The sequence below is a fragment of the Johnsonella ignava ATCC 51276 genome, assembly GCF_000235445.1.
Lineage (GTDB): Bacteria > Bacillota > Clostridia > Lachnospirales > Lachnospiraceae > Johnsonella > Johnsonella ignava.
On record NZ_JH378843.1, the window covers coordinates 1 to 12328 of the forward strand.

General features: G+C 33.3%; 13 protein-coding genes. 2 read left to right on the plus strand and 11 right to left on the minus strand.

The window, feature by feature from the left end; translation table 11 throughout:
• Positions 1 to 121: 121 nt before the first annotated feature.
• The 11 genes from HMPREF9333_RS11400 to HMPREF9333_RS11445 all read right to left on the minus strand — a co-directional run bounded on the left by HMPREF9333_RS11400 (position 122) and on the right by HMPREF9333_RS11445 (position 11192).
• On the minus strand, positions 122 to 406 hold the full coding sequence (locus tag HMPREF9333_RS11400; RefSeq protein WP_005539206.1) for a transposase: 285 nt from the start codon (positions 404 to 406) through the stop codon (positions 122 to 124).
• A 50-nt stretch (positions 407 to 456) separates the two neighbouring features.
• On the minus strand, positions 457 to 1743 hold the full coding sequence (locus tag HMPREF9333_RS11405) for a recombinase family protein (RefSeq protein ID WP_005542230.1): 1287 nt from the start codon (positions 1741 to 1743) through the stop codon (positions 457 to 459).
• 37 nt (positions 1744 to 1780) lie between these two features.
• Positions 1781 to 1939: a hypothetical protein gene (locus HMPREF9333_RS13120; RefSeq protein WP_005542231.1), complete on the minus strand. Its 159-nt coding sequence runs from the start codon at positions 1937 to 1939 to the stop codon at positions 1781 to 1783.
• 502 nt (positions 1940 to 2441) lie between these two features.
• On the minus strand, positions 2442 to 2861 hold the full coding sequence (gene tnpA / locus HMPREF9333_RS11410) for an IS200/IS605 family transposase (RefSeq protein WP_040883088.1): 420 nt from the start codon (positions 2859 to 2861) through the stop codon (positions 2442 to 2444).
• 625 nt (positions 2862 to 3486) lie between these two features.
• Positions 3487 to 3903, minus strand: coding sequence for a sigma factor-like helix-turn-helix DNA-binding protein (locus HMPREF9333_RS11415; RefSeq protein ID WP_005542233.1), 417 nt, complete (start codon positions 3901 to 3903; stop codon positions 3487 to 3489).
• Between the two features lie 255 nt (positions 3904 to 4158).
• Positions 4159 to 4743, minus strand: coding sequence for an MptD family putative ECF transporter S component (locus HMPREF9333_RS11420; protein ID WP_008753336.1), 585 nt, complete (start codon positions 4741 to 4743; stop codon positions 4159 to 4161).
• A 69-nt stretch (positions 4744 to 4812) separates the two neighbouring features.
• Positions 4813 to 5517: an energy-coupling factor transporter transmembrane component T gene (locus tag HMPREF9333_RS11425; protein WP_005542235.1), complete on the minus strand. Its 705-nt coding sequence runs from the start codon at positions 5515 to 5517 to the stop codon at positions 4813 to 4815.
• Positions 5507 to 7024 carry an ABC transporter ATP-binding protein gene (locus HMPREF9333_RS11430; protein WP_040883090.1) on the minus strand — a complete coding sequence of 506 codons (1518 nt, stop codon included), beginning with the start codon at positions 7022 to 7024 and terminating at the stop codon, positions 5507 to 5509. The genes HMPREF9333_RS11425 and HMPREF9333_RS11430 overlap by 11 nt, the downstream gene beginning before the upstream one ends.
• A 2-nt stretch (positions 7025 to 7026) precedes the next feature.
• Complete coding sequence (locus HMPREF9333_RS11435) at positions 7027 to 8736, minus strand: ABC transporter ATP-binding protein (RefSeq protein WP_005542237.1); 1710 nt, start codon at positions 8734 to 8736, stop codon at positions 7027 to 7029.
• Positions 8729 to 10516, minus strand: a complete 1788-nt coding sequence (locus tag HMPREF9333_RS11440; RefSeq protein ID WP_005542239.1) for an ABC transporter ATP-binding protein — start codon at positions 10514 to 10516, stop codon at positions 8729 to 8731. The genes HMPREF9333_RS11435 and HMPREF9333_RS11440 overlap by 8 nt, the downstream gene beginning before the upstream one ends.
• A 103-nt stretch (positions 10517 to 10619) precedes the next feature.
• Positions 10620 to 11192, minus strand: coding sequence for a TetR/AcrR family transcriptional regulator (locus HMPREF9333_RS11445; protein WP_005542242.1), 573 nt, complete (start codon positions 11190 to 11192; stop codon positions 10620 to 10622).
• A 506-nt stretch (positions 11193 to 11698) separates the two neighbouring features.
• On the opposite strand from HMPREF9333_RS11445, the gene HMPREF9333_RS11450 reads away from it, so the two are divergent.
• Positions 11699 to 11839, plus strand: a complete 141-nt coding sequence (locus tag HMPREF9333_RS11450; protein WP_330370776.1) for a hypothetical protein — start codon at positions 11699 to 11701, stop codon at positions 11837 to 11839.
• 54 nt (positions 11840 to 11893) lie between these two features.
• Positions 11894 to 12184: a transposase gene (locus HMPREF9333_RS11455; RefSeq protein ID WP_005539276.1), complete on the plus strand. Its 291-nt coding sequence runs from the start codon at positions 11894 to 11896 to the stop codon at positions 12182 to 12184.
• Positions 12185 to 12328: the final 144 nt, after the last annotated feature.

The window sequence follows — 12328 nt, forward strand, 5'->3', positions numbered from 1 at the left end:
TGATATTTCTTCTTAACCCCTTTTTTATAATTATAGTAGCAGTTAGGGCTAATTCCGAACTGCTTGCATAGCCATCTGAGACCAAAGATTTCTTTATTATCATCGATGAATCGATATACCACTAATCGATTTCCTTCGCAAAGAATGCCGCTGCTTTTTTTAGGAAAGATATTTCCTTATCTTTCTCATTAAGTAATTGATTAAGTCTTCTGATTTCTTTTGCTTCATTGGATTCAGTGGTACTGTGAGTGGTATAAAGGCATTCTTCTTGGTATTTGTTAACCCATTGACTAATAGTACTTTTAGCAATGTTATATTCTGCTGAAAGCTGAATGTAAGATTTGTCGCCGGTCATATAGGCTCTAACGACTTCTTTTTTAAAGTCTTCACTGTAACGTACTGACATTTTTATGTCCTCCTTGGATAATAAATATTATATATTATTCGAACAGAGTGTTACAAATTAATTATATCAGTACAATTCCATAGTTCCATTTTATCTTCTAAATCACGCTTACGATCTAACACCTCGTTATCATGTTCGTTTTCATAGCAATTGTCCAGCATTTCGTTCGCAATTGCAAGGACTCCTTCTCTATCATTCCAAAATTTTTGAAATATTATATCAGCCATAACTTCTAATTTCCATCTTGGAACCATTTTAGTTACACAAATTCCTTCAGTACTAAGTCCTTTTCTCTCACGAGTTTTAAATGATCCTGTCCTTATCTGGCTATAACATTGGTATGCATATTGAGGTCCTTCAGACGATTTGTGCCATGTAACACGATTGTAGGAACTACCACATTCACATTTCATTTTACGACACCAAACATCTTTAGAGATTTTTTTCCCTCTACAGCCTTTATTATGCACAGACTCTGACTTGCTACTAAGTATTTGCTGAACTTTTTCAAACTGTTCTTTTGTAACAATTGGGGTATGTCTGCCTTCAACAATGACTTTATCAACCTCACCAAAATTATTTATTTTTTTCTGTTCTAAAAAATCCGGAACAAATTGCTTACGATAAACTATTGTACCACAATAAAAGGAGTTCCTTAATATTCTGCTGATATTCCCAGGTTGCCATTTTGTAAGTCCTGTAGCTGTTAAATGTCCTTCTTTTTCCAGTGCAAATTGAATTTTTCTAACGCCATTTCCATCTAAGTATAAATCAAAAATTCTACGCACTGTTCTTGCTTGCAATTCATTAAGCACATACTCTTTGCCAATTCTGTCATACCCCAGTATATTACCATTTCCATATAGAACACCATTTTTAAATGAAATCATTTGTCCTGCTTTTACCCTGACAGATGTTTTCTTGCTTTCATTTTGTGCAAGTGTCGCCATAATTGTCAGTCTTAATTCACCATCTTCATCATTCATTGTCCATATGTTATCTTCTGTAAAATATACTTCTACACCTTCTCGCCTTAATATACGAGTTTGCTGTAGTGTATCAACTGTATTCCTTGCAAACCTAGATACCTCTCTTGTTACAATAAGATCAAATTTATTTTTTGATGCGTCTTGCATCATTCTCATAAAATTTTTTCTCTTTTTAACAGAAGTACCTGTTATTCCTTCATCTATATAGCGATCATACAGTTCCCACTCAGGATGTTTTTCAAATAAATCATCATAATACTGAATTTGATTACCCAATGCAGAAATTTGAGCCTCATGCTCAGTCGATACTCTCGCATATATAGCCACTACTCTTTTCTTTACTATCATTTCATCTTTTTTGTACTCCTCGTTTTGTTATCTTATATTAACATAATTTGCTCTCTTTGGCAATCACTACCTTTCCATATTTTTGTAAGATTTTTCGATAAACCTTTTCTGATATTTCTCTTTTTCTGTATAAATATCTCATCAATGCTAAAGCTATAATTGTATTAATCTGTAATTTTGTTATATCGCTTTTCATAAATCTCCTTGTATTTATATTATAAGTATGTTTACCCTGATTTTTAAAATTCAAATGTCTTTAAGTTTTCTGACATTAACAGGTGTCTTGACACACAACATAAGAATTTCACCTCCGCCTCTTTTCAAGATGAGCCGGCTTTCACTAAAGAAGTATCATTATCCCCATTTACATCATCACAAATAGGCTGCCACGCCTATTTTTTGTCTTACAAATTTGTCGCTCACTTTCTTTTATCCTTTGTATTTGTAAGTATGTGTTTAAACCAAGGTTGCCGGAGGGTACATGGTTATTTCCTCAAGTCCTAATCTTCTCAGCAGAAAGGTCTTAGCGTTTGTTGACAGATGCTCCATAAATGGTTAATGTCCTGTTTTGGTCTAAGTTATTACCCCCATTTCAAATGTGGGGTTAATCTTAACCCATCTGGGGTATTTCTCTGGTTCAGCCAGAGGCGGGATTTCGCAATACCATTTTTACCGTCAGCCTCCTGAAGAAGGCTCTGCTACTTTCTTGCTTCCTCTAATTTATCATTTTCTTCTTGTTCTTGAATATATTTTATGATCGTTTCTTCATTTACATTTCCCACTGTCGAAACATAATATCCTCTTGCCCAAAAATGACGTTCTCCCCATTTATTCCTATACTCCGGGTGTCTATCAAACAGCATTAATGCACTTTTACCTTTTAAATATAACATAAACTCTGATACACTCATTTTGGGCGGTATTGCTGCATACATATGAATATGATCTATGCATACTCTTCCATCTATCAGGTTTACTTGTTTCATCTCACACAATTTTTTTATTATTTCTACCAAGTCTTTTTTAGTTTCTCCATACATGACTCTTCTTCTATATTTCGGTATAAAAACAATATGGTAAGTGCAATTCCAGCGTGTATGTGTTATATCATAAATCAGTTTAACATACCAACAACATTTAGTTGTTTATCAATGATACACTATACTAGCTTCTTTATATCTCTAATGCTTCAATATTTGAATTGATTCTTTGAGTAATCCAATATACTAACATATTTTTATATCTTGTTAATTCTTATGTATCCATAAAAATCATTCCTTTGTTTTAAGTTTTATGACATTAGTAGGTGTCTTGGCTGACAACATAGGAATTTCACCTCCGCCTCTTATTCCAGACGAGCCGGCATAAACTATTGAAGTATCATTATCACTGCTTATTTCAACGAACAGACTGCCACATCTGTTTTTTATGTTTTCTTATTTGTCGCTCGCTTTCTTATTTCCTCATATAACAATGGTATTCATACAAACCGAAACGAACTGCTAAAAATGCTCAACTCAAGTATCCCGCTTCAGCAGAAAGGTCTTTGCGTAAGTCATAATCCTCCACAAGCAGATAAAGTCCTACCTTAGTCTATTCTGTTGTCAAAGAACAAATTTCTAATACCTTTTAAGAAAGACCCATTTTAAGCCTTATTTAATGTCAGATTTCTCCCTTGACAAAATAAAAGGACAGATCTCCCTCTACTTTATAAAGGAAAATCTGCCCCTATCTACAAGGCGATTACTTCAAAATTTCTTCCAACAGTAACCTCAGTTTCTTCAGTATGCTGTTCTTACGCCATTGTATAGCTTGGTAACTTACTTTCTTTCTCCTCGCAATGCTTGAAAGAGTTTCATCATTAAAGTACAAACACTCTATGATGTCTCTTTCTTCTGTACTAAGCATTGATATAGCGTTTTTGACTGCTTCAATCATAATCTTAGTTTCCACAATGTTTTCTACATCAATTGCTTCATCAACTATTGTTTCTGAAAAGTGTCCGTCATGGTCTAATGATGAAAAAAAGAGCAAGTGTTTTTTTCTGTCCACCTGCTCCAAATATTTTTCATGCTCTTCTTCACGCCAGTAGACCTTATATATCTCCTCACTGACTTTCACCTTTTGTCCATCTACATAAAGGTAATATTCTTTTTTCATTTCAAGTTCTCCATTTTCTTTCTGTCTGCTTGTTTTCAGGCAAAAAAAGGAGGACTCCTACACCTAAGCATAAGAAGCCCTCTAAAATGAAAGGAACTTGTTCTGGCTCTACATTTTGAAGTTTCTTTCTCATTATAATTACCAGTATCAAAAAGCTCTATAAATTTTTTCTGTATAAATAATAGACTTTGTATGGCACATAGCAATTACCTCAACTATTTAATCTGTTTTTTCACTTACTTAGCCAAATTAGTATTAAATAACCCCTGCTTTCTCAAAATGTTTTTTAAGTATCCTTGTTGCAACAAATGCTCCTATGCACGCAAGAATAAAAGTTATAAAACCAAAGCCTACTGCCCACGAAACTTTGAAATAAGATAATGCTTCATTTATTTGTGCTTCACTCATTTTCCATTTTGATGCTCTTTCCACAAAAGAAGTTGTCCCGAATAAAATCACAGGAATTACTGTTCCTAAAAAATCTGCTAATGCAAATGTCCCATATCCAATAACTATTCGTCCCTTGCTCTCATAATTTCCTATAATCAAATCACATATGATTCCACCGATTACAGCAAAGACTGCATGAGGTAAATGTCCTCCTGACAATGCAATTAAGCCAAGAAGAGTTCCTGATATTGTAAATACTCCCTTCTTTTTAACTTTTACAGCCATAAGGATATAAACGGTGGCAGCTACCATAAAGCTAACTCCTGAAGCAATAAATCCTCCAATAACTGTTGTTGCCATAGCAAAGCTGGCTGCCATGTATATGACAATTCCAATTGCATTAAAAATTCCGATTGTAATAAAATCACGACCATTTAATTTGTTTTTCATAAAAATCTCCATTCCGCCGCCAAGTTGCGGCACAAATAGTGATGAAAAGTATTTTTCACAATAGTCCTCCTAATAAATTTTCTGTATTACTATCACAAGAGCAATCATCAAAGCTCCTAATAGTCCAATCATTAAGTCTGCCCATCTAAACCGCAATTCTGTTGATGTTACCCTTTTCGCATCACTATCAAGTCCTCTAATAAGTGCTGAAGCTGACAATTCATCTGAAATCTTAATCATTCTCATTAAAAGCGGAACAAGCGTATATTCAATGTATTTAATTGGATGTAGCAACGGAAAAAATCTGCTTGTTACGATTCCTCGAATCTTCATATTCTCTTTTAATGCCTTGAGTTCTATTTTTATAGTTGGTACAAACCTAAGCAAAACACTAAAAGGTATACCAATGCTTCTTGGTACTTTCATTCTATTTAACGCTTCCAGCATTTCACTTACGCTTGTAGTCTTTGTTATATATCCACCAAACATAGCGATTAAGGTCATTCTTGATGCAAAGTAAATAAACATATATATTGCAAATACAATACTTGCTTCCGGGAACTTTCCAAGCCCTAACTCTATGCAGTATAAAAGCACAAAAAACAAAATAAAGCGTAACGATCTTTTCCACATCCCGCTATATACATACAGAAAAAAGGCAAAAACAATTAGTACAAAAAGTAGAATTGTATCGCTTATAAAAAAGCTCGTAAATCCAACAATTGGAAGTAGAGTAAGTTTTATTCTCGGATCTATAGTTTTTCTATCTGACAAGCTCTCTACCTCCTCTCATCTTGTCTAATATGAGAAATTTATTACTTTCACTCATATTTAAAACATTTTCTATTTTTCCATCTCCCATTACCCACAGCTTGCTCACTGTATTTGCTAAAAACTCAAAATCATGACTTATTACCAAAACTGTTGTCCCATTTTTCAATTGTTCTTCAATCAATTTTGCCACTGAAAGCATTGAGTCTTTATCACAACCTGATGTTGGTTCATCATAGATGAAAATCTTTGCCTGTTTCATCATTCCACAAGCTATTGTCAGTCTTTGTTTTTCTCCTCTTGATAAAGCAAACGGATGCTTATCTATATATTTATCTAAGCCAAGTACATTCAAAATAAACTGTGCCTTTTGGGTATTTTCTTTTTTATCTTTACTTGAAATGCCAAGTAGCATTTCATCAAGTACACTTTCCGAAAACAACTGATAGTCTGAATCTTGAAAGACAAAATATGACATATCCATTAAATCTTTATGATTAAGCGACTTATCTTTTCCCGCCCATATTTTTCCCTCTTTTATCTTCTCAAGTCCTGAAATTACTCTTGCAAAGGTAGTTTTCCCGGTACCATTTAAGCCGATAAGACCAATGGCTTTTCCGCACTCCATATTGAAATCAAGATGATTTAAGATGTACTGTTTTTGCTTATTTTTAACCTTAGTTGTACTTGGATAACAAAATTTCAAGCCTTTTCCACTAATACTTTCATCATTTAATTGATATGAATCTTTCTTCTCACTTATCCTGTATTCTTCTAATTCAAGAGTTCTTAGCCCATTTTCATCCCAAAACTCCCCTTCAAGATGGATAACTTCTTCCCGACTCAAATCCTGTGCAATTTCTCCATCTTTCATCAAAAGAAAACGGTCAAATAAAGACTTTACATAGTACAAACGATGTTCAATTAGAACAACCGTTGTTCCTTTTTTCTTTAATTTCTCCAAAATTAAAAACAGGTCAAATGTTGCTTTCATATCCAGATTTGCTGAAGGTTCATCTAAAATTAAAACTTTCGGATTCATCGCATAGATGCTTGCAATAGCTATCTTTTGTTTCTGTCCGCTTGATAATTCAAAAACAGATTTTCCTTTCAGTTCCGGGGTATCCAGCTCTGCATATACTTCTTCTACTCTTTGTCTGATTTCATCTCTTGATTTACAGATAGTTTGAAGACCAAAAGCTATTTCTTCATCTGTTGTTGTCGTAAAAAACTGACTTCTTGGATCTTGAAATACAGTTCCTACGATATGCCCTATTTCATGAAGCAATAATTTGCTTATATCTTTTCCGGACGCAAAGGCTTCTCCTTGCATTTTGCCTTTGTAATAATGCGGAATAAGACCATTCATTACACTTCCAAGAGTGCTTTTGCCACTTCCACTTTTCCCTGAAATTAAAACAAATTCACCTTTTTTAATTTCAAGATTGATATTTTTTAAAGCAGTTCGCCCATCTTCCCATTCATAAGAAACATCTTTTAATAAAATCATGATTATACCCCATACTGAGCTTTCCATAATTTTGTGTAATAGCCATCTTTTTCAAGAAGTTCGCCATGTTTCCCTTTTTCAAGTAAATTTCCTTTTTGGAATACGAGAATTTGGTCAGCTTTCTGAATTGTTTTTAAATGATGAGCCACTACAAGTACGGTTCTATTCTTTGCAAGTTCTGTAATGGCATCTTGTATCAAAGATTCATTTACAGGATCAACATTACTTGTCATTTCATCAAGAATTAAAATAGGTGCATCCTTTAGAAAAGCTCTTGCAATAGATATTCTTTGTCTTTGTCCACCTGATAGAAGCCCACCATTTTCTCCAATATCAGTTTCATAACCTTTTGGTAAACTCATAATGAAATCATGTATCCTTGCTTTCTTTGCAGCTTCAATGATTTCTTCTTTCGTTGCTCCTTTTTTACCTACCCTGATGTTTTCTTCAATCGTGTTATCAAACAGTTGAACATTTTGCATGACAATACTAATACGATCTAAAAGCTCATCATAAGGGATATCCCTTATATCAGTTCCTCCAAGTGTAATTTTCCCTTTATGCACATCATAAAATCTTAAAAGCAAGTTGGTTATAGTAGTCTTTCCACTACCTGATTCTCCAACTAAGGCTGTCATTGTTTTTTCAGCAATAGAAAAGTTCAATTTTTCCATTTTAAATTCATCTTTTTTATAGGAAAAATCTATGTTTTCAAAAGCTATATCATTATCTTTCGGAACAATTCCATTCACTTTATCCGAGATTACATCTGCATATAAAATTCTTGAGAGTCTTTCGTAACTATCTACCGCCGAAACATAGTACATATAGTGTTGTTCCATAGAAGCGAATGGCTTATAAAACTCTTTTGAAATTACTGCAAAGATAATAAAATGAAGTACATCAAGACTTCCCTTTATAACAAGTATTGCTCCTGCAATTAAAAGAACTAAATATCCAATATCCAGTAAAAAACCAAATATAGATAACTGTTTTGCCTTGAATCTTGAAGCTGCTTTACTTGTTTCTCCAAACTTTTTTGTTTTATTCATAAGTTCATTATCCAAGCTCTTATTGTTTGAAAAACTCTTTAGTACAGGTATTCCTCTAACATATTCAACAAATAAGCTAACCATATCAAGAAGTGCTGAGTTGTTTTGATTTTCAATTCTTTCAGATTGCTTAATTGTCAGACACAGAAAGATAAGTGCAATCGGAACAGATACAGCCATCATAATGTCAAGTTTAAAATCAATACTTGCAAGACCAACAAATACGACTGCACATATCAAAAAATCGCCAAACATTCTTGACCACATGTGTCCTACAACAAGGGACATATTATCAACATCTTTGTGTAAAATTGTATTTATTTCCCCAATTCGTTCATTGGTATAAAATCCCAAACTGAATTTCTTTAATTTGATAATCATGCGTTCTCTTATTTGCTGAACAATATCAAAACCTGCACTATGTTTTTTCATATCCGCAACCATGTTACAAATACCTTTGAAGACTACAAGTAATCCAATCGCAATAAAATATTTATATAGGCTTGCTAAGCTCGTTCCATCAAAGATTTGGAACAGTATAGAAAATACGATAACAATCATGGCTATGGAGCTTAGTCCATAAAGGGCAAAGAATACACTTGATATAATCAAATCTCTCTTGCCGATTTTTGTAAGTAGTTTTAACATTTCTCTAAACATTTTCTGTTACCACCTCCGTACACTCGCAATCCACTCCGTTCCTTGCTCGTGAAAGACTTTCATCTTTCAAATTCCATCTATCTACTTTGTTCTGTGCTTCAACCATATCCTTATAGAACTCACATCTTTTCATCAGTTCTTCATGGCTTCCTGCATCAAGAACAACACCCTTATCCATAACAATAATTTGGTCTGAATCTCTAATCGTATTTAGATGATGAGCAATTGTAATGATGGTTTTATCCATGCTTAAATCATCAATTGCTTCGCCGATTAGTCTTTCATTTTCACTATCAACAGCTGCCATTGCTTCATCTAATATCAAAATCGGTGCATTTTTAAGTATCATTCTTGCTATGGAGATTCTTTGTTTTTCTCCACCGGATAACTTAACTCCCATTTCACCTACTCGTGTTTCATATCCATTTGGTAAAGCAGAAATAAAATCATGGCATCTTGCTTTTTTAGCTGCCTCTATAACTTCTTCTTTTGTTGCATTTAGTTTTCCGATTGATATATTTTCAAAAATACTTAAATCAAAAAGGATAACTTCTTGTTGCACACTACCAATCAGCATTGATATATTTTCTTGACTATATTCTTTTATGTCTTTTCCATTTATCAGTATTTGTCCTTCGTCTGCATCCCAAAATCCCATAAGCAAATTAGATACAGTACTTTTCCCACAACCACTTGCTCCTACAAAGGCATTCAAACTATTTTTCTTAAAAGTCAAATTGATATTTTTAAGCTCAAAGCCATCTTTTCCGTATGCAAAATTCACATCTTTAAATTCTATGTTTCCAAATTCTAAACCTTGTTCTGTCTTTTTATTTGGAAGTGGAACTGTTAAAACTTTTCCAATCGCCTTTAATGCCTCCCTAAACACAATAGAAAAATGTTGCAATGTAGCTGTCTTACTTATAGATGCAGTAAACGCAGATGATAAAATAATTGCAAGGATAAAATTAGGCGTTGTAATATTCCCCTGATAAAGAAAGATACTTCCCAAAATCATGACAATTACCACTCCAATTTCCATAAATATGTCAATGAGTCCCATTGGAATTGTAATTGCTCCCATGCTCTTTTTAACCCAGTAAATATATTCCCTTGCCGTTTTTAATGTTCTTTCACTAATCTCCTCTTCTTTAGCAAAAGCCTTAATAACAGAAATATTTTTTACATATTCCATTAGCTCTTCTCTCATCTTGTTTTCATGGTTAAAGTAAATAGCAAAGTTTTTATCCATTGTTTTCTGTGAAAGAACTTTTACCAAATACATGAGTGGAACTCCGGCAATCATACCAAGTGCAAGACGCCAATCCACAAAAATCATAGCTACAAAAATAATGGTAGGCAGAAGTGTAACTGACATTATTTCCGGAAGACCATGGGCAAGGTATACTTCCACTTGCTCTACATCATGTTGAACGATATTTGTAAGCTCTCCTGTATTATGTTCTTTGAAAAATCCTAAACTTAGTTTTTTTAAATGACCGATAATATCTAACCTAAGTTCTGTCAATTTTTCGTATGCTTTCTCATGAGCAACCTTTGTCGCAAAATAGTAAAACACGCCTTTTAATACAAACGATATAAAGATTCCTAAGAAAATATGCTTCAAATTATCTTCGCTAATATTGTTTGTAATTAAAGAACTAATCAAATATACAAGTAAGATTTGTGGTATCAAATCAAATACTATTTTTAAAGCAAGAAGTGAATTGGATAAGCCATTTTTTCCAATCACTTTTTTTCTTAATTCTTTTTCCGGCATGAACAACTCTCCTTTCAAAATTGAATAATATTGAATTATAATTCAATATTAAGGTTTAAAGTAAGACTTTGCCGATTACACAAAGTCTATTTTTTAGTGCTAATTATAAGGATTCCACTCCCTTGTAATAACACCTTGCAATGAGTTTTAGCATATCTTTTGCCCACTTTTCACTTTGATAGTGCCTTGCTATTTCAAGAAGCCCCTCTGTAAAGTTACTGGCTAAAATATGGGCAAGCATTGGATCATATTCCTGTTTCGATTGTCTTTTTAAACTTACTTCAATATGAACCTGCATTTGCGATATGAGTTTTTGTTTTGCTTCTGTATGCTTTGTACCTGAGCTTTTATCCATTAAAATAATTAACTTCTTACGCTCTTTTAAAAGTTCATGAATATAATTTTCTCCAACTTCATCAAACCTTTCAGAAGCAGAACCTTTTTCCAAAGACTCCTCCTCATCAAAAGCTGACTCGAAATTTATATAAACAGAACTTACTACTGCATCAAACAAAACTTCCTTATTCTTGAAATAGGTATAAATTAGTGCCACAGGAATATCTGCTTCTTTTGCAATTTCTGTTAATTTAGCACCTCTATAATCCCTTTTATAAAATACTTTTTCTGCCGCTTCAAGTATTCTATTTCTAACTTCTTCTTTTAATACTTGTGCCATAGCACACCTCTTTCCGCATTAATATTGAATATATATTTAATAATAAATTAAAATTCAATATTTGTCAAGTCGCTTGTAAAAATTGTAGAGTCCTTATGATATAATCAAAAAACAAATTTAAAATTTGCTTGATATTCACTCCATAGATTACACTTTTTAGCAAGCACAGTAAGTGCATATGCACTTACGAAAAATTGACTTAATCCTCGCTTTCGCATTGGACTCTTTCAGTCAATTTTGCTTGTTGGGGAATATCCCCAAACCCCTGCATAAGTTACTTCTTTGATTTCATCCCCTAAATAATTTTTGAAAAAGTTTTTGCTTCTTTCATTGAAGCTTACTTTCAAAAATGTTATAATCCTCTTGTAACTTATATAACTATTCTATCTCTTTACAGGAGATTTCTGATTTAGAAATATACTATAAAGCAAAACCTGTAAGTCAAGCTTAGCACTTGATTCTACAGGTTTTTTCTTTTGATGTTTTTAGGATTTGGAGGTTTTGACATGGCAAACAGAGTAAGAACTCATGGCATTTATTTAATGCTTTCAGATGATGAACTGAAGGTTTTGGAGAAAAAATATAGGCTGTCCGGGTGTAAAACTTTGCGTCAATTTATTATGAGTGGAGTGGTAGCATTTAAGTAGAGTTGGTAAACTCACCAAATCTATGGTATTATTAAAAACACAGAGGTGATCAAAATGCAATACGACAAAACTTTTAAAGAAGAGGCTGTTAAGCTATCCGATGAAATTGGTCTTAATGCCGCTGCTAACCAACTCGGTATTCCTTATTACACCCTTTCGGGCTGGCGTAATAAACGTAAAAAATATCAGGAAACCGCATATGTTGGAAGCGGTAACAAACGTTTATCTAATGATGCCAAGGATCAAAAGATATGCGAGCTTGAAAAAGAGGTTTTAGAACTTCAACGGTCTAATGACATTCTTAAAGAGGCTCTCGGTTTTTTCGCCGTAAGCCGGAAGAAATAAGGGCTCATTACCGTTATCAGTTCATTTATGACAAGCACAATGAACTTTGGACTGTAAAGCTTATGTGCGAAACTCTTCATGTAAGCATTTCAGGTTATTACAAGTATAAAACAATCTTAATAAACCCGGTAAAGATAATATTCT